The organism is Micromonospora sp. NPDC049359 (assembly GCF_044466585.1).
Taxonomy (GTDB): domain Bacteria; phylum Actinomycetota; class Actinomycetes; order Mycobacteriales; family Micromonosporaceae; genus Micromonospora.
Window position 1 is genome coordinate 508550 of sequence record NZ_JBITMW010000002.1, and the last position, 17311, is coordinate 525860.

The window sequence follows — 17311 nt, forward strand, 5'->3', positions numbered from 1 at the left end:
GATCACGGCGTCGGGCCCGGCGGTCGCCCGCCGAGCCCGACGAGGTGACCTACTTCTTGGCCTGACCGGCGGCGACCTCTTCCGCCGTCCAGTAGCCGGAGTCGATCAGCGTCGCCTTGATGTCGTCCTTGTAGACGGTCGCGATCGGCAGCAGGTACGACGGAACGACCTTGACGCCGTTGTTGTACGTCTCGCTGTCGTTGGCCTGCGGCGTCTTGTCCTGCAGGAACGCCTCGGCGGCGTTCGCGGCCTGGTCGGCCAGCAGGCGGGTGTCCTTGAAGACGGTCGAGTTCTGCACACCGTCGTTGATCAGCTTGATCGAGGCGATCTCGGCGTCCTGGCCGGTCACCACGGGCAGCTTCTTCTTGCCGGTAGCGCTGTAGCCCGCGTTCTGCAGGGCGGTGATGATGCCCCGGGAGATGCCGTCGTACGGCGACAGGACCCCGTTGACGACCGAGCCGTCGTTGTAGCTGGAGGTGAGCAGGTCCTCCATGCGCTTCTGCGCGGTCTCCTGCTGCCAACGCAGGGTGGCCACCTGCTCCTTGGTGGTCTGCTTCGACTTCACCTTCAGCGTGCCCGCGTCCATGAACGGCTTGAGGGTGTCCATCGCGCCGCCGAAGAAGTACTGCGTGTTGTTGTCGTCCAGCGAGCCGGCGAACAGCTCGATGTTGAACGGACCCTTGGCCGTGCCCTTCGAGCCGTCCTTGTTCTGCAGGCCGAGCCCGACCAGGAGCGCGGTGGCCTGCGCCACGCCGACCTTGTAGTTGTCGAAGCTGACGTAGAAGTCGACGTTCTTGCTGCCGCGGATGAGCCGGTCGTACGAGATGACCGGGATCTTCGCGTCGGCGGCGGCCTGCAGCTGACCGCTGAGCGCCGTGCCGTCGATGGCCGCGATGATCAGGACGTCCGCGCCCTGGGTGATCATCTGGTCGACCTGCTGCGACTGGGTCGGGATGTCGTCGCCCGCGTACTGCAGGTCGACCTTGTAACCCTTGGACTCCAGCTTCGACTTCACCGCGTTGCCGTCGGCGATCCACCGCTCCGAGGTCTGCGTCGGCATCGCGACGCCGATCGTCAGGTCCCCCGGCTTCTTGTCGCTGGTGTTGTCGCCGCTGCCGGCGCCTCCACCACTGCACGCCGCCAGGCTCAACGCCAACGCCGCGCTACCGAGAGCAACCAGGAATTTCCTGCTCACGGGCCGTCTCCTCTCCCGATTCCCCCCGCCGACCGCCGGGGCCACCTGTCATCTTTCGGGTAGTGTTAGCGCTCACATAGGGCACGTCAACACCTGATCCGAAATACCGGTGTCACGGTCTCGTAACGGAGACTTCCTCACCCGCACGACCTCGCGCAACCCCTCCCGACAGTTGAGCGGCTGGCGCAGGTCACGAGGCATCGACGCGCTTAGCGGCGCGGCGGAGCGACACTGTCGCGGGCGACAAGTGTCGGCGCGATGGTCTGGCGCAGGGCGCCGCCGCCATTGCCGTTGCCCGACTCGATCTGGGTCAGCAACATCTGCAGACTCGCCCGCGCCACCGCGTCGAAATCCGGTCGGACGGTGGTCAGCGGCGGGATGAAGTACGCCGCTTCCGGCACGTCGTCGAAACCCACGACGCTGATCTCGGCCGGCACCTTGCGCCCGAACTCGTGCAGCGCCCGCAGCACCCCCAGGGCGAGGTGGTCGTTGGCCGTGAAGATGGCGGTCACCTCCGGCATCCGGGCGAGCATCTGCCCGCACCGGTAGCCCGACGCCGCCGACCAGTCCCCGTGCATGAGGGGCGGTGGCTCCACCCCCGCGGCGAGCAGCGCCGCACGCCAGCCCTCGATACGACCGGCGCTGTCGAACCAGTCGGACGGCCCCGACACGTGCCACACCGTGCGGTGCCCGGCGTCGAGGAGATGCTCGGTCACCGCCCGCGCGCCCGCCACCTGGTCGACCGTCACCAACGGCACCGGACGGTGCGGGTCACCGTCGACCGTCACCAGTGGAACGTCCTTGGGTAGCCGCTCTAACGCCTCGCCGGCCGACTCCACCGGCGCGATGACCACGATGCCGGCGACCCGGTGCGCCAGGTGCCGCTCGACCGCGGCCGAGATGGAACGGTGGTCCAGGTCGCGCACGCTGCCGACGCTGACGGCGAAGCCCTCCGCCGCGGCGGTCTGCTCCAGGGCGGCCAGCAGCGACGCCGGACCGTAGAGGGTCGTGTTCTGTGCCACCACGCCGATGACCTGGGACCGGCCGGTCACCAGGGCGCGCGCCGCGCCGTTCGGGCGGTAGCCGAGTTCGGCGATCGCCGCCCGCACCCGTAACCGGGTCTGCTCGCGCACGTTGGGGTGCCCGTTGAGCACCCGCGACACCGTCTGGTGGGAGACACCGGCCAGACGAGCGACGTCTGTCATCGCGGGACCGTGGACGGCCATTTCACTCCCCCCGCCTTCAACCCGACCCGCGGCCCGTCGACGTTGACTGGAGCGGCCCGGCCCGATCCCCCTCGCTCAGCCACCACGCCGGTGCTGAATCGCAGGTGACCAGCGCTGGATCGCCGACAGTCTACGCCAGCGATCGCCCCGGACACGGCACGGCTGAACGCGAAGACACGGCGTGTGCCAGGTCGCGCCGGAGTTCCGCGCGCACCTCGCGCCGTCGCCCTCGGTCGGAAGTGGCCGCAACGGGCCGCCGCCCCGCTCCAAGCTCCTGGACAGAGCGTGGAACAGGGCGGCGACTGGTCTGCTGCGACGACACGAACCCTCCCCCTGCGGGGTGGGCGATGCCGTCACCTCACTCGTTGTGTGACCGGCGTCACGGTGTGGTCAGGTCGAAGCGGCGGACCGCGACCGAGCCGCCGAGCGCCTGGGTGGCGTGGTTGAAGATGGCGAACCGGTAGCCCATGAAGAACTGCCAGTTGTTCGCCAGTGTCAGGGCGTTGCCGAAGGACGTGAAGTTCACGCCGTCGGTGCTGTACGAGAAGCGCGCCTGCCGGCCCGAGCCCGGTCTGATGTCGGCGTTGGCGCGCAACCAGATCCGTCCGCCGGAGATGGCGGTGCTCGCCGCCTCGCTGCCGGTGCTGGTGGTGTTCCAGTTACCGTCCATCGTGAGACCGTTCTGCATCACCAGACGCGTCGATCCGTTGTCCCGCTTGATGCCGATCCAGGCGGACGAGTTGCGCAGCACCGCCAGGCCGGTGCGGTCACCGTCGCGCATCGTGGAGTAGTCGAGCTCGATGGTGGCGGTGGAGGTGGGGCCCTGGATCCGGTGCGTCAACGTGTTACGCGCCGCGTACAGGTCGCCGGTCACCGTGGCGGTCTGCAGGTTCAGCCCGTTGTTGACCGACCAGCGGCTGTTGTCCGGGTTGTGGTTCCACTCCCACTGCGGGCCGAGGGTGGTGCCGGCGAACGTGTCGGTGCCCGTCAGCGGCTTCACCGCACGCGGCGGAGCGGGCAGGTTCGGCTTCGGGTAGGAGCTGCCCCACGCGCCGTTGACGGTCTGCAGCACCGGCCAGCCGTCGCTGGTCCAGGTGATCGGCGCCAGGGCCGGCATCCGACCACCGGGGTACGCGTCGACGAACGACATGTAGTACCAGTCGCCGTTCTGGGTCTGCACGAGACCGCCCTGGTGGGGCACGCCGCCGCCCGAGATGGGACCGGGCAGGTTGAGCAGCACCTGACGCTGCTCGTACGGGCCGAACGGGCCGTTGGTCGACTTCAGCACGTACTGGCCGTTGGCGGGCCGGGTGAGCCAGATGTAGTAGGCCCCGTTGCGCTTGTAGAACCGGGCGCCCTCCAGCGTGCCGATGCTCGACGGGGTCTGGTACACCTGCTGGGCGCGTACCTGGGACTTCCCGTCGGCGGAGAGCTGGGCGACGCTGATCGTGGTGTTGCCGTACGCCACGTACATGGTGTCGTTGTCGTCGATCAGCATGCCCGCGTCGTAGTAGCAGTTGGGGATGGTGGTGTGCTTGCTCCAGGTGCCGTCGACGGCCGACGCGGTGTAGATGTGCGTCTGCGCGAAGTCGATGCACCCGGCCCAGTAGTACGTACGGTTGCTCGGCCGGTAGTTCAACGTCGAGGCCCAGATCCCGTCGACGTACGCGTTGCCGCCGCTCATGTCGTACTTCGAGCCGAAGTCGAGCCGGGGCACGGCGTGCCCGGCGTACTCCCAGTTCACCAGGTCATACGAGCGCAGGACCGGTGCGCCGGGCGAGTAGTGCATGGTGGACGACGTCAGGTAGTAGACGTTGTCCACCCGGATGATGTCGACGTCGGCGAAGTCCTGCCAGATGGCCGGGTTCGAGAACGTGCCGTTCGACGGTGGCGGCGTGGTGGGGGGCGGCGTGGTGGGCGGCGGCGTAGTGGGGTTGCCCCCGCCGTCGACGCGGACGAGCTGCCACTGCTGGTTGGTGCCGTTCCAGTCGTCGTACTGCACGATGTTGCCACCATCGGCCGTCGAGGCGCCCTGCACCTCCATGACCTTGTTGCTGTTGCGGTTGACCAGGCGGACGTAGCCGCCGTCCGAGTCGGCAAGCCGGAACTGCTGGTTGGTCCCGTTGTTGTCCGACCACTGCACGATCGCCCCGCCGTTGGCCGTCGACCGGCCGGAAACATCCAGCACCTTGCCGGACAACCGCGACTTGACCCGGTAGTAACCACTACCGGAATCCACGAACTGCCACTGCTGCTGGTTGCCGTTGTTACGCGTCCACTGCGTGATCCGCGCACCGTCGTTCGTGGCCAGGTTGTAGACGTCCAACGCCTTGCCACTGTTGCGGTTCACCAGGACGTACCACGCGCTCGTGTCGACGGTGGCCGCCGACGCGGGCGCCGCGGCCACCGCCACGGCCGCGCCACCGACCACCAGTGCCGTCGCGGCGACGGCCAATCTCGACAGCCAGTTGCGCCGGCGTGGCGCACCCCGGGGAACCCGACCGATGGAAAGCATGATCCTCCTCTGCTGACGCGAACCGTGCGGTCTGGGCCGGCGTCCGCGGCACCGGGCGGGGCACCGAGCTGACCACGCCCGGCCATGTGATCGCTAACAGCACGCCCCGGGCGTCACGGCACACGATGCCGACGACGGGGGGTTAGGACGCGCGCACGGCCGGACCAGGCAACGACATCGACCACCTTGGCTATAGACTGTGAGCGATAACATGCTCTTAGTCAAGGCGTAACACAACCGGCCCGCCGGCCTGCTAATGCACGCGGCAGAGCCCGGACGCAAACCCGAACGGGTGGTCCACCCCGGCCCGCAGGCAGGGGTGGACCACCCGGTTCAGCAGAGGTTTCGGCGCAGGTCAGAAGCCGCGCGCCAGCCGGTAGTAGGCCTGGTTCCAGCGGATCTCGTCGGCGAAGCGGCGCGTCGTGGTCTCGGCGTCGATCACGACCAGCTCGGTCCGGCTCATCTCGGCCAGATCGTGCAGCTCCTCGGCGCCCACCGCCTGCGAGAGCACCGTGTGGTGCGGGGCGCCGGCAGTGATCCAGGACTCGGCGGAGACCGGCAGGTCCGGCCGCGGTCGCCAGACGGCGCGCGCCACCGGCAGCCGGCGCAGCGGCTGGGGCGGCGGCACGACGTCGATCTCGTTCGCCACCAGCCGGAACCGCTCCCCCATGTCGGCCAACCCGAGCACCACCGCTGGGCCGGGGGCGGCGTCGAACACGAGCCGCACCGGGTCCTCCCGGCCGCCGATGCTCAGCGGGTGGATCTCGACGTTGGGCACGTCGGACGCGATGGTCGGACAGACCTCGAGCATGTGCGCGCCGAGCACCACCTCCTGGCCCGGGGTCAGGTCGTAGGTGTAGTCCTCCATGAACGACGTGCCGCCCGAGACCCCCACGGACATCGCCTTGATGGTGTGCACCAGGACGGAGGTCTTCCAGTCGCCCTCGCCGCCGAAGCCGTAGCCGTCCGCCATCAGCCGCTGGACGGCGATGCCGGGGAGCTGACGCAGGCCGCCGAGGTCCTCGAAGTTCGTGGTGAACGCCCGGAACCCACCGGCCTCCAGGAAGGCACGCATACCCAACTCGAGGCGGGCGGCGTACCGCAGCGAGTCGTGCCGCTCACCGCCGGGAAGCAGCTCGGCGCCCACGCGGTAGGTGTCGCCGTACTCCTTGACCAGCTCGTCCACGTCGGCGTCGGCGACCTCGCCGACCACCTCGACCAGGTCGTTCACGCCGTAGGTGTTGACCGACACCCCGAAGCGCAGCTCCGCCTCGACCTTGTCGCCCTCGGTGACCGCGACGTCGCGCATGTTGTCGCCGAAGCGGGCCAGGCGCAGCGACCGCATCGCCGACCAGCCGGTCGCCGCACGGGCCCAGGCGCCGACCCGGGCGGTCACCCGCGGGTCGCTGACGTGCCCGGCGACCGTCTTGCGGGCCACACCGAGGCGGGTCTGGATGTACCCGAACTCACGGTCGCCGTGCGCGGCCTGGTTCAGGTTCATGAAGTCCATGTCGATGTCGTCCCACGGCAGCAGGACGTTCGCCTGGGTGTGCAGGTGCAGCAGCGGCGTCTGCAACGCGTCCAGCCCGGCGATCCACATCTTCGCCGGCGAGAACGTGTGCATCCAGGCGATGACCCCGATCGCGCCCTGGGCGGCGGCCTCCCGGCAGACCCGCAGGATCTCGCCGCTGTTGGTCAGGACGGGCTTCCAGACCACCCGGGCGGGAATCTGCGGCGAGTCGTCGAGCGTGGCCGCGATCTGGCGGGACTGCTCGGCGACCTGCCGGAGCGTCTCCTCGCCGTACATGCCTTGGCTGCCGGTGAGGAACCAGATCTCGGGTTCGGGGTGTGGTGCCATGGGGTTGCCTTCCGCGAGAGGGGCGGTCACTTGTAACGGATTCCGATGAGTCGCTGCAGGAGGATGAACGCGAAGAGCAGGCCGCCGATCACGATCTTGGTCCACCAGGAGTTGAGGCTGCCGTCGAACGTGATGAGGGTCTGGATCACACCCAGGACCAGCACGCCGAGCACGGTGCCGAAAATGTAACCCGAGCCGCCGGTGAGCACCGTGCCACCGATGACGACGGCGGCGATGACGTCCAGCTCCATGCCGACGGCGATCAGCGGCGCCCCGGAGAGGGTGTAGAACGACAGCAGGATTCCGCCGATCGCGGAGCAGAGCCCGCTGATCGTGTAGACGGCGATCCGGGTACGCCCCAGCGGCAGGCCCATCAGCAGCGCCGACTGCGGGTTGCCGCCGATCGCGTGAACGTTCCGTCCCAACCGGGTGTACGCCAGCACGTACGCGGCGACGAGCACCACGGCGAAGGCGATCAGCACGCTGATCGAGACGAAGTTGCCCCGGGGATCGCCGATCCGCTCCTGCGACATCCTGGTCCAGAAACCGTCGGTGATCGGGATCGACGAGTCCGAGATGAACGTGCACATGCCCCGGGCGAAGAACATCCCGGCGAGCGTCACGATGAACGGCTGGATGTCGAAGAAGTGGATGACACAGCCCATCAACAGGCCGAGCGTCGGCCCGATGAGCAGCGCGATCACGAGTACGAGCGCCGCCGGCAGGCCCTTCTCCAACAGCGCCGCCGACACCATCGCCGTCATGGCGACGACGGACCCGACCGACAGGTCGATGCCGCCGGTGAGGATCACGAAGGTCATCCCCACCGCGACGACGAGCAGGAAGCCGTTGTCGATGAAGACGTTGAAGATGACCTGGACGTTCGAGAACGCCGTGTACTGGGACACGCCGATGCCGTACATCACCAGCAGCAGGGCGAGCGTGGCCAGCACCGGCACCTGCCGCCGGGGCAGCCGGAACCGGGTGCGGCGGGGGGCGGTGAGCGATCCGGTGGTCATGCCGGCACCTGCTCCTTCGGCTTGTCGGCGACGGGGCGCGGCGGCGGGGTGCTCTTCCGTCGCCGGCTGAACCGGGCCCGGAAGGCCGGCGCCTGGATGAGGCACACAGCGATGACGACCACCGCCTTGAACAGCAGCGACGTCTGCGGCGAGATGTTCATGGCGTACACCGTGGTGGTCAGGGTCTGGATGATCAGCGCCCCGAGGATGGTGCCGCTGAGGTAGAACCGGCCGCCGGCGAGGGACGTGCCGCCGATGACGACCGCCAGGATGGCGTCCAGCTCCACCCAGAGGCCGACGGCGTTGCCGTCGGCGCTGGACACGTTGGCCGTCATCATGAAACCGGCGACGGCGGCGCAGGCGGCGCTGAGCACGTACACGAGGAAGATGACCCGGTTGGACCGGATGCCCGCCAGTCGGCTCGCCTCGGCGTTGCCGCCCACCGACTCGACGATCATGCCGAGCGCGGTGCGACGGGTGAACGCGGCGACGAGCAGTGCGGCGGCCAGCGCGATGAAGATGGCCAGCGGCAGGGTCAGCAGGTGACCCAGCCCGATGGCCCGGAACGGCCCCGAGTTGATGGTGATGATCTGGCCCTGGGTGATCAGCTGGGCGAGGCCGCGACCGGCCACCATCAGGATCAGCGTGGCGATGATCGGTTGGATGCCGATCACGGCCACCAGCACCCCGTTCCAGGCGCCCAGCACCAGCGAGATACCGAACGCCATCGCGAGGGCGGTCAGCACCACGGCGAGGCTGCTCTGGTCGGTCTGCTTGCTGATGTACATGCAGGCGACCGCGCCGCTGATCGCGCAGATAGAGCCGACCGACAGGTCGATGCCGCCGGTCGAGATGACCAGCGTCATGCCCAGCGCCACGAGGATCAGCGGGGCGCTCAGCCGGAGGATGTCGATCGGCGTGCCGTACAGGTGCCCGTCCTTGAGCTCGATGGACAGGAACCCGGGCCGGTAGATCGTGTTCGCGGCGAGCATGACCACCAGCACGGCGACGGGCCAGAACAGCCGGTGACCGATCATCGTCCGATAGCGGCCCTTCGTGTCGTTCATCGGTCCGCCTCCTCCCGGTGGGATCCACTCGCGATCGTCTGCATGATGCGCTCCGCGTCGAGGTCCTCGTTGTTGGCGAGCTGCGCGACCATCTGCCGGTCCCGCATGACCGCCACCTTGTGGCTGAGGCGCAGCACCTCCTCCAACTCGGCCGAGATGAACAGCACCGCCATCCCACCGTCGGACAGTTGCGCCACGAGCCGCTGGATCTCGGTCTTCGCGCCGATGTCGATACCGCGGGTCGGCTCGTCCAGGATCAGCAGCCGTGGCTCGGTGATCAGCCAGCGGGCGAGGAGCACCTTCTGCTGGTTGCCGCCGGAGAGGTTGCGGACCGGCACCTCCGGGTCCGCCGGACGGATGTTGAGCGCCTTGACGTACTTGTCGACCAGTTCGTCCTGGCGGCGGCGCGGGATCGGGCGCAGCCAACCCCGGGCGGCCTGCATGGCGAGGATCATGTTCTCGCGGACCGACAGGTCGGGGACGATGCCCTCGGCCCGACGGTTCTCCGAGCAGAAGCCGACGCCCTGGTCGATCGCCTGCGCGGGGGTACGCAAACTGCTCGACGTGCCGTCGATCGCGACCTGCCCACCGTCGGCCCGGTCGGCGCCGAAGAACAACCGCGCCACCTCGGTACGCCCCGAGCCCAGCAGGCCGGCGAGGCCCACCACCTCACCGGGGTGGATGGTCAGACTGAACGGCTCGACCGCGCCCGCCCGGCCCAGCTTCGACACCGCCACCAGGGGGGTGCCCTCCTCGATCGCGGCCAGGTCGCGCCGAGAGTGCTCCTCGATCCCCTCGAGGACGTCGAGCTCCTTGCCGATCATCTTCTCGACGAGGCCGAGTTGGGGCAGCTCGGCGGTCAGGTACTCGCCGACGAGACCGCCGTTGCGCAGCACCGTGATGCGGTCGGCGATCTCGTAGACCTGGTCGAGGAAGTGCGTCACGAACAGGATCGCGATGCCCTCGTCGCGGAGCTGCCGCATGATGCGGAACAACTGCGCGACCTCACCCGCGTCGAGACTGGACGTCGGCTCGTCCAGGATCAGCACCCGGGCCTGGATGTCGATCGCGCGGGCGATCGCGACCATCTGCTGGATCGCGAGGGAGTACGAGCCCAGCGGCGCGCTGACGTCGAGGTCGAGGTCGAGACGGCTCAGGAGCGCGCGGGCGCGGCGGCGGACCTCGCCCCAGCGGACGGCGCCGAACAGCCTCGGCTCACGTCCGATGAAGATGTTCTCCGCCACCGAGAGGTTGGTGCAGAGATTGACCTCCTGGTAGACGGTGCTCACCCCGGCGGCCGTCGCCTGCATCGGCCCGCTGAAGGACACCGGCTCGCCGCCGAGGGTGATCGTGCCGTCGTCCGTGTCGTAGACGCCGGTCAGCACCTTGATGAGGGTCGACTTCCCGGCGCCGTTCTCGCCCATCAGGGCGTGCACCTCGCCGGGGAAGAGCCGGAAGTTGACGTCGTGGAGTGCACGCACCCCGGGGAAGGACTTGCTGATCCCGGTCATCGTCAGGACCGGACGGCTATCCGTCATCCCATCAGACCTCTTCTGGGGGTTGTCGACGCGGATGGGCCGTTGCGCTCCCACCGCGCCCGCCCGGCCCTTCACCTGGGCTCGGGCGGGCGTGGCGCGGGTCGTCGCGGGTCATGCCCGGTCCGTTCGTGGTTTACGGGGCGACGCGGCGGGGCCGCCACGCGAGCGTGGCGACCCCTCCTCGTCGATCAGTACTTGCGGGTGGGCAGAGCCTCCTTGGCCTGCTCCTGCGTGAAGGTGGTCTCCTCGGTCTCGATCCGAGCCGGCACCGTCTCGCCCGCCTTGACCTTCTTGGCGAGGTCCATCAGCTGAGGGCCGAGCAGCGGGCTGCACTCCGCGATGAAGTTGAACTTCCCGTCGGCGAGAGCCTGCATACCGTCCTTGACGGCGTCGACCGTGATGATGGTGATGTCCTTGCCCGGCACCTTGCCGGCCGCGGTGATCGCCTCGAGAGCACCCAGACCCATGTCGTCGTTGTGCGCGAACAGCACGTCGATCTTCGGGTTGGCCTTGAGGAACTGCTCCATGACCTGCTTGCCACCCGCCCGGGTGAAGTCACCCGGCTGCGAGGCGATGATCTTCAGGTTCGGGTTGGCGGCGATCGCCTCGCCGAAGCCCTTCTTGCGGTCGTTCGCCGGAGCGGCACCCGTGTTGCCCTGCAGCTCGACGATGTTGACCGGGCCCGTGGCGCCCTTCTTCTGCTCGACCAGCCACTCGCCCGCGAGCTTGCCCTCCTTGACGAAGTCCGAGCCGAGGAAGGTCTTGTAGAGGCTCTTGTCGGCCGAGTCGACCGAGCGGTCGGTCAGGATGACCGGGATGCCGGCGTCCTTGGCCTCCTTGAGCACGGTGTCCCAACCGGACTCCACCACCGGCGAGAAGGCGATGACGTCCACCTTCTGCTGGATGTAGTTGCGGATGGCCTTGATCTGGTTCTCCTGCTTCTGCTGCGCGTCGTCGAACTTCAGCTCGATGCCCGCCGCGGCCGCCGACTCCTTGATCGAGGTGGTGTTCGCCGTACGCCACCCGCTCTCGGCGCCGACCTGGGAGAAGCCCATCGTGATCTTGCCATCGTCCTTGGACCCGCCGCCGCCGGTGTCGCTGTTGCCGCAGGCCGCCACGCCGCCGATGAGCAGCACACTGGCGAGGACCGCGATAGCGCGCTGCGTTCGCATCTTTCTCATCAGATCTCCTTGGCTGGGTGTGGTGGGGACCGCGTCAGCCGCCGACGAGCAGAGGTGGCGTACGCGGGTGGTGCGTGCTGGTGCGTCGGTGGAGCAGACCGGCGGGCCGTGTGGAGACGGTCAGGAGCTCGCCGGTGCGACTGGTTGTTGGCCGTAGACGTTCTGGTAACGGTGGTAGAGGGCGTCGATGTCGGCCTGCGCGATCGGCACGGGCTGCCCGAGGGTGCGCGCCAGGTACGAGGTACGGGCCACGTCCTCGCACATGACCGCGGCCTTGACCGCCGCGCGGGCGTTGCGGCCGATGGTGAAGACACCGTGGTTGCGCATGAGCACGGCGGGTGAACGGTGCCCGGAGAGCGTGGCGACGATGCCCTTGCCGATGTCGTCGCCGCCGATCAGCGCGAACGGGCCCAGCGGGATCTCCCCGCCGAACTCGTCGGCCTGGGCGGTGAGGTGGCAGGGGATCGCCTCGCCACAGGCCGCCCAGGCGCTGGCGTACGAGCTGTGCGTGTGCACCACGCCGCCGACCTCGGGCATGGCGCGGTAGACGTAGGCGTGGGCGGCCGTGTCGCTGGACGGCGCCAGGTCACCCTCGACGAGGACGCCGTCGAGGTCGCAGACCACCATCGTCTCGGCCGTGAGGTCGTCGTAGCCCACGCCGCTCGGCTTGATGACCATGAGGTCCTGGCCGGGCACCCGCGCCGAGACGTTGCCGGACGTCCAGGCGACCAGGTTGTACCGGGTCAGCTCGCTGTGCAGGCGGGCAACGGTCTCGCGCAGTTCACCGATCTGCCGGCTCACCTCTGCGTTCATGCGACGACCTCCAGCGTGGCCTCGTGGGTGGGCACGGCGGCCTCTACCGCCGCGTTGCGGATCGCCCGGAGGCGGAGCATGACGTCGTTGCCGCCGCGACCGAAGTGGTCGTGCAGCGCCCGGTACTCGGCGTACAGGCCGTCGTAGGCACGGGCCCGCTCCGGGTCCGGCGTGTAGACGGCCTCGTGCACCCGCCCCATCGCCTGGGACGCCTCGTGGATCGACGGGTACGCCCCGGCGGCGACGGCGGCGTGGATCGCCGAGCCGAGCGCCGGCCCCTGCGCGGACGCGATGATGTTCAGCGGGCGCTTGGTCACGTCGGCGTAGATCTGCATCAGGAGCTTGTTGTTGGTGAGGCCGCCGGCGATCACCAGGTCGTTGACGGGCACCCCGGCCTCGACGAACGCGTCGATGATCATCCTGGTGCCGAACGCCGTGGCTTCCAGCAGCGCGCGGTAGATGTCCTGCGGGCGGGTGGCCAGGGTCATCCCGACGATCATCCCGCTCAGGTCGTGGTTGACCAGCAGCGAGCGGTTGCCGTTCCACCAGTCCAGCGCGATCAGGCCGTGCGCGCCGACCGGCTGGCTGGCGGCCAGCTCGGTGAGACGTTCGTGCGAGTCGAACCCGGCCGGTGCGCCGTGCTTGACGAACCAGCCGAAGATGTCGCCGACACCGCTCTGGCCGGCCTCGTAGCCCCACGCGCCGGGGCTGATGCCGCCGTCGACCACGCCGCACATCCCGGCGACCTCGGCCGGGTGCTCGCCGTTGACCACGTGGCAGGTGGACGTGCCCATGATGGCGACCAGCCGACCGGGCTGAACGGCCTGGGCAGAGGCCGCGGTGACGTGCGCGTCGACGTTGCCGACCGCCACGGCGATCCCCTCCGGGAGGCCGGTCCAGGCGGAGGCGCGGGCGCTGAGCGTGCCGGCCCGCGCGCCGAGCGGCAGCAGCGGACCGTCGAGCTTGGCCACGAAGTCGCCGAAGTCAGGGTTGAGCGCGGTCAGGAAGCTCTCGGACGGGTACTGCCCGTCCTGCAGGATGCCCTTGTAGCCGGCCGTGCAGACGTTCCGGGTCTCGGTGCCGCTGAGCTGCCAGACGATCCAGTCGGCGGCCTCGATGAACCGCTCGGCCCGGTGGTAGATCTCCGGGTCCTCCTCCAGGAGCTGCAGACCCTTGGCGTACTGCCACTCGGCGGAGATCTTTCCGCCGTACCGGCCGATCCACGGCTCCGACCGCTCATGGGCCAGCGCGTTGATCCGGTCGGCGTGCGGCTGCGCGGCGTGGTGCTTCCACAGCTTGACCCAGGAGTGCGGCCGGTCGCGCAGCTCGGGAACCTCGCACAGCGGGGTGCCGTGGGCGTCGGTCGGCAGCACGGTGCAGGCGGTGAAGTCGATGCCGATGCCCACTACCGCCGCCGGGTCCACCCCCGCCGCGGCGACCGCGGCCGGAACGGCGTGGCGCAGCACGTCGCGGTAGTCGTCCGGATTCTGCAACGCCCAGTCCGGGGGCAGCGACCGACCTCCGGGCAGCGTCTCGCTGATGACCCCGTCGCCGTACTCGTGCACCGCGGTCCCGAGCTCGGCACCATCAGAAACCCGGACCACCAGGGCCCGCCCGGAGAGGGTGCCGAAATCGACACCCACGACGTAGCTTTCGGCAGCTCCGCCCACACGCTCCATGTTCACCTCCACCGTTAACGGGGATAGTGTTAACGCTCACATCCAGCCTCGTCAAGACATCTACCTGCAACAGCTCCGTAACGGAACGCGGAGGCCGTACCGACTCGGGCGCGTCAATACCGGACCGGCGCAAGGCGCTCGATCCGGGGCAGCGGGCGGTCGCGACCCCGTCAGATGGCGATGACGATCGACGGCCGGCGCGGATGGCAGCGATAACATCGACGGCGTCGCCACCCAGGCATGATCAGACCCGTCGAACGCGCCGCCGCCGCGTCCGGACCCCTGACCCGGCGCTCCAGCACCCGACCGCCACGGCGGGTCGCTGGCCGGCGCGGCGTGTTATCGATAACATTCGATGCATGATCGCGGGGTCGACTCGTCGCCGGAGTGATCGGCTCCGGGCCGGCCGTGTCGGGGCTTTCCGGGCCCCGCCGGACGGGCGGGCCGGGCCCCCGGCTGACGCAGGGACCGCCCGGTGACACACCGACGACCCGGCCCCCATCCGGGCCGGGTCGTCGGTCGTCGGTCGTCGGAGGACGTTGGGTCAGGCCGTGCGCGGACGGTTGTAGAGCGCCTTGGCCCAGCAGAAGCAGCCGACCGTGATGACGGCGCACCAGGCGACCGCGAGGAGCCCGTTGACACCGATTCCACTGCCGAGCAGCAGGCCGCGGAGCGTCTCCATGACCGGGGTGAAGGGCTGGTAGTCGGCGAACAGGCGGACCGGCGTCGGCATCGAGTCGGTGGGGACGAACCCGCTGCCGAGGAACGGCAACAGCACCAGCGGCATGGGCAGGTTGCTGGCCGTCTCGACGCTCCTGGTGACCAGGCCCAGGGCGACCGACAGCCAGGTGACGGCGACGGTGACCATGGTCAGCACGCCGATCGCGGCGAACCACTCGACGGCATCGGCGGTGGGGCGGAACCCGACGAGCAGCGCCGCGCCGGTGACGGCCGCCAGGCTGACCATCGTCTGGAACACGCTGCCCACGACGTGGCCGGTGAGAACCGACGGTCGGAAGATCGCCATGGTACGGAACCGGGCGATGATGCCCTCGGCCATGTCCATGGCGACCGAGATCGCGGTGCCCTGCGCCGCGCTGGCCACCGTGATGAGCAGGATGCCGGGGGTGACGTAGTTGGCGTACTCGGCCCGGCCGCCGGTCGGTCCGAGGCCGGCGCCGAGCGTGCCGCCGAAGACGTACACGAAGAGCAGCAGAAGGATGACCGGGATGCCGATGAGCATGAGGGTCAGCGACGGGTAGCGGCGCATGTGCAGGAGGTTGCGCCGCAGCATGGTCGAGGAGTCGCGCAGGGCGAAGGTCAGGGTGCTCATCGCGCAGTGGCCCTTTCACGGCTGGAGGGGGCGTCGGGTTGGCCGGTGAGGGCGAGGAAGACGTCGTCGAGATCCGGGGTGTGCACGGCGAGACCGGCGACGGTGATGGAGCCCCGGTCTAGGTCGTCGAGGAGGGACCGCAGCGAACCCACCCCGCCGTCGCTCGGCACCTCGAGGGTCAGCGCGGCGTCGTCCCGGGTGGCCGTCGCGAACGTACGGGCCGCCGAGTCGAGTTGGCCCTGGTCGGCGAAGCGCAGGACCACGTGACCGCCCGGGATGAGCCGCTTGAGCTCGTGCGGGGCACCCTCGGCGATCAGCCGACCGTGGTCGAGGAAGGCGACGCGGTCGGCGAGTTGGTCGGCCTCCTCCAGGTACTGGGTCGTCAACAGGATGGTGACGCCCTCGGCGGCCAGCGCCTTGATGATGTGCCACATGGCGCGGCGGCTGCGCGGGTCGAGCCCGGTCGTCGGCTCGTCGAGGAAGATGACGCGCGGATCGCCGACGAGTGTCATCGCGAGGTCGAGTCGACGGCGCGTGCCGCCGGAGTACGTCGCGGCCGGCTTGTCCGCCGCTCCGGTCAGGTCGAACTGGTCGAGCAGGTCGGCGATCCGGCGGCGACCCGCCGCGCGGTCCAGGTGACACAGATCGGCCATGAGGTGCAGGTTCTCCCGGCCGGTGAGCAGGCTGTCCACCGCGGAGAACTGGCCGGTGACGCCGATCAGCTCGCGTACCGCGTCGGCGTCGCGGGTCACGTCGTGGCCGAGGACGCGGGCGTGGCCGCCGTCGGCCGAAAGGAGGGTGGAGAGGATCTGCACGGTGGTGGTCTTGCCGGCGCCGTTGGGGCCGAGCAGCGCGAAGATCGTTCCCTCGGTGATCATCAGGTCGATGCCGTCGAGCACGACCTTGTCGCCGTAGGACTTGCGCAGCTCGGTGGTGACGATCGCGGGTCTGCTGCTGCCGGTCATGGTTTCCTCATCTGTGGTCGGGCCGGGGCGCGTCAGGCGCGGCGGATGGTGATGTCGCCGTAGGAGGTGTTGGCGCGGATCTCGACCGTCTCGTCGGTCTCGGCCGGGCTGTCGGCGGCGTCGAGGGCGTTGTGGACGCGGCCGTGTCGGGAGCTGACGTCGAGCCAGGCGGCGGTGCCGCGCCGGACGCCCACCTCGATCGCGCCGTAGGAGGTCTGTGACTCGATCGACCCGCGCACGACCTCACCCAGCCGCACGTTGCCGTACGCGGTGCGCGCCGCCACCGAGGCGGTCGACGCGTCGACGGTGATGTCGCCGTACGCGGTGTTGATGCGGACGTCGCCTCCGCTGCGCCCGATCCAGCAGTCGCCGGAGGAGTTCTTGATTTCGGCGGTGCCGTCTACCGCGCCGAGGCGCACCTTGCCGGACGACGCCTTCACCCGGGCCGAACCGGTAACACGCTCCACCACGACCTCGCCGTGGCTGCTGTCGATCTCCAACTGCCCGGTCTCCTCCAGCCGGATCGCGCTTCCGGTCTTGATCCGGCACTCACCGAGCCGACCCTCGCCGCGGAAGGCCGCCCAGGCCGCCTCGGCGTGCAGCCGCGTGCCGCTCGGCACCTCGATCAGGACGTCGACCGACGGGCCGGAGCCGAAGCCGTACCGGCGCCAGCTCTTCGGCACCCTGATCCGCAGCTGCCCGGCGGCGAAGTCGACGGAGGTCTGCTCGGCCGCGTTCACGTCGGCCTTGCTCGACGGGTCGCGGGGCCGTACCCGTACCACGGTGTCGGTGCGGTCGGTCGCGGCGATCCAGGCGTCCCCGATGGGCAGCTCGACCTGGACGGAGATCGGTTCTGGCGTGTCGAAAACAGGCATGGTGGTCTCCCGGGAGGTGTTGGCGGAGGCGGAAAGAGCTACGGGGT

General features: G+C 69.4%; 13 protein-coding genes. All 13 read right to left on the reverse strand.

Going from position 1 to position 17311, the window contains the following annotated elements; all coding sequences use genetic code 11:
• Window positions 1-49 precede the first annotated feature (49 nt).
• The gene (gene chvE, locus ACIBTX_RS08470) at window positions 50-1195 is read right to left on the reverse strand and encodes a multiple monosaccharide ABC transporter substrate-binding protein (protein ID WP_357120386.1); all 1146 of its coding nucleotides are present in this window, start codon (window positions 1193-1195) and stop codon (window positions 50-52) included.
• 209 nt (window positions 1196-1404) lie between these two features.
• Window positions 1405-2400, reverse strand: a complete 996-nt coding sequence (locus ACIBTX_RS08475; RefSeq protein WP_357120389.1) for a LacI family DNA-binding transcriptional regulator — start codon at window positions 2398-2400, stop codon at window positions 1405-1407.
• A gap of 400 nt (window positions 2401-2800) precedes the next feature.
• Window positions 2801-4936: a family 43 glycosylhydrolase gene (locus tag ACIBTX_RS08480; RefSeq protein WP_357120392.1), complete on the reverse strand. Its 2136-nt coding sequence runs from the start codon at window positions 4934-4936 to the stop codon at window positions 2801-2803.
• Window positions 4937-5291: 355 nt separating this feature from the next.
• The gene (gene araA, locus ACIBTX_RS08485) at window positions 5292-6794 is read right to left on the reverse strand and encodes an L-arabinose isomerase (protein ID WP_357171503.1); all 1503 of its coding nucleotides are present in this window, start codon (window positions 6792-6794) and stop codon (window positions 5292-5294) included.
• 26 nt (window positions 6795-6820) lie between these two features.
• On the reverse strand, window positions 6821-7813 hold the full coding sequence (gene yjfF / locus ACIBTX_RS08490) for a galactofuranose ABC transporter, permease protein YjfF (protein WP_357120398.1): 993 nt from the start codon (window positions 7811-7813) through the stop codon (window positions 6821-6823).
• Window positions 7810-8880 carry an ABC transporter permease gene (locus tag ACIBTX_RS08495; protein WP_357120401.1) on the reverse strand — a complete coding sequence of 357 codons (1071 nt, stop codon included), beginning with the start codon at window positions 8878-8880 and terminating at the stop codon, window positions 7810-7812. Before ACIBTX_RS08495 ends, yjfF begins: the two co-directional genes overlap by 4 nt.
• Window positions 8877-10418: a sugar ABC transporter ATP-binding protein gene (locus ACIBTX_RS08500; protein WP_355050441.1), complete on the reverse strand. Its 1542-nt coding sequence runs from the start codon at window positions 10416-10418 to the stop codon at window positions 8877-8879. Before ACIBTX_RS08500 ends, ACIBTX_RS08495 begins: the two co-directional genes overlap by 4 nt.
• A gap of 188 nt (window positions 10419-10606) precedes the next feature.
• Window positions 10607-11599 carry an ABC transporter substrate-binding protein gene (locus ACIBTX_RS08505; protein WP_357120405.1) on the reverse strand — a complete coding sequence of 331 codons (993 nt, stop codon included), beginning with the start codon at window positions 11597-11599 and terminating at the stop codon, window positions 10607-10609.
• 120 nt (window positions 11600-11719) lie between these two features.
• A complete protein-coding gene (locus tag ACIBTX_RS08510) occupies window positions 11720-12412 on the reverse strand; it encodes an L-ribulose-5-phosphate 4-epimerase (protein WP_357120408.1) in 693 nt (230 codons plus the stop codon).
• A complete protein-coding gene (araB, locus tag ACIBTX_RS08515; RefSeq protein WP_363661219.1) occupies window positions 12409-14091 on the reverse strand; it encodes a ribulokinase in 1683 nt (560 codons plus the stop codon). The genes ACIBTX_RS08510 and araB overlap by 4 nt, the downstream gene beginning before the upstream one ends.
• 544 nt (window positions 14092-14635) lie before the next feature.
• The gene (locus ACIBTX_RS08520) at window positions 14636-15424 is read right to left on the reverse strand and encodes an ABC transporter permease (protein ID WP_357120414.1); all 789 of its coding nucleotides are present in this window, start codon (window positions 15422-15424) and stop codon (window positions 14636-14638) included.
• Window positions 15421-16389 (reverse strand): ATP-binding cassette domain-containing protein, encoded by a 969-nt coding sequence (locus tag ACIBTX_RS08525; RefSeq protein WP_357171502.1) that lies wholly within the window; start codon window positions 16387-16389, stop codon window positions 15421-15423. The genes ACIBTX_RS08520 and ACIBTX_RS08525 overlap by 4 nt, the downstream gene beginning before the upstream one ends.
• A 32-nt stretch (window positions 16390-16421) precedes the next feature.
• Entirely contained in the window at window positions 16422-17264 is an 843-nt protein-coding gene (locus tag ACIBTX_RS08530; RefSeq protein WP_357120420.1) for a DUF4097 family beta strand repeat-containing protein, read from the reverse strand.
• Window positions 17265-17311: the final 47 nt, after the last annotated feature.

What these genes read in the sequence shown, in the direction of transcription:
- ACIBTX_RS08475 (WP_357120389.1), bottom strand. Translation starts at nt 2,400, where the DNA reads ATGACAGACGTCGCTCGTCTGGCCGGTGTCTCCCACCAGACGGTGTCG.
- ACIBTX_RS08480 (WP_357120392.1), bottom strand. Translation starts at nt 4,936, where the DNA reads ATGCTTTCCATCGGTCGGGTTCCCCGGGGTGCGCCACGCCGGCGCAAC.
- araA (WP_357171503.1), bottom strand. Translation starts at nt 6,794, where the DNA reads ATGGCACCACACCCCGAACCCGAGATCTGGTTCCTCACCGGCAGCCAA.
- yjfF (WP_357120398.1), bottom strand. Translation starts at nt 7,813, where the DNA reads ATGACCACCGGATCGCTCACCGCCCCCCGCCGCACCCGGTTCCGGCTG.
- ACIBTX_RS08495 (WP_357120401.1), bottom strand. Translation starts at nt 8,880, where the DNA reads ATGAACGACACGAAGGGCCGCTATCGGACGATGATCGGTCACCGGCTG.
- ACIBTX_RS08500 (WP_355050441.1), bottom strand. Translation starts at nt 10,418, where the DNA reads ATGACGGATAGCCGTCCGGTCCTGACGATGACCGGGATCAGCAAGTCC.
- ACIBTX_RS08505 (WP_357120405.1), bottom strand. Translation starts at nt 11,599, where the DNA reads ATGAGAAAGATGCGAACGCAGCGCGCTATCGCGGTCCTCGCCAGTGTG.
- ACIBTX_RS08510 (WP_357120408.1), bottom strand. Translation starts at nt 12,412, where the DNA reads ATGAACGCAGAGGTGAGCCGGCAGATCGGTGAACTGCGCGAGACCGTT.
- araB (WP_363661219.1), bottom strand. Translation starts at nt 14,091, where the DNA reads ATGGAGCGTGTGGGCGGAGCTGCCGAAAGCTACGTCGTGGGTGTCGAT.
- ACIBTX_RS08520 (WP_357120414.1), bottom strand. Translation starts at nt 15,424, where the DNA reads ATGAGCACCCTGACCTTCGCCCTGCGCGACTCCTCGACCATGCTGCGG.
- ACIBTX_RS08525 (WP_357171502.1), bottom strand. Translation starts at nt 16,389, where the DNA reads ATGACCGGCAGCAGCAGACCCGCGATCGTCACCACCGAGCTGCGCAAG.
- ACIBTX_RS08530 (WP_357120420.1), bottom strand. Translation starts at nt 17,264, where the DNA reads ATGCCTGTTTTCGACACGCCAGAACCGATCTCCGTCCAGGTCGAGCTG.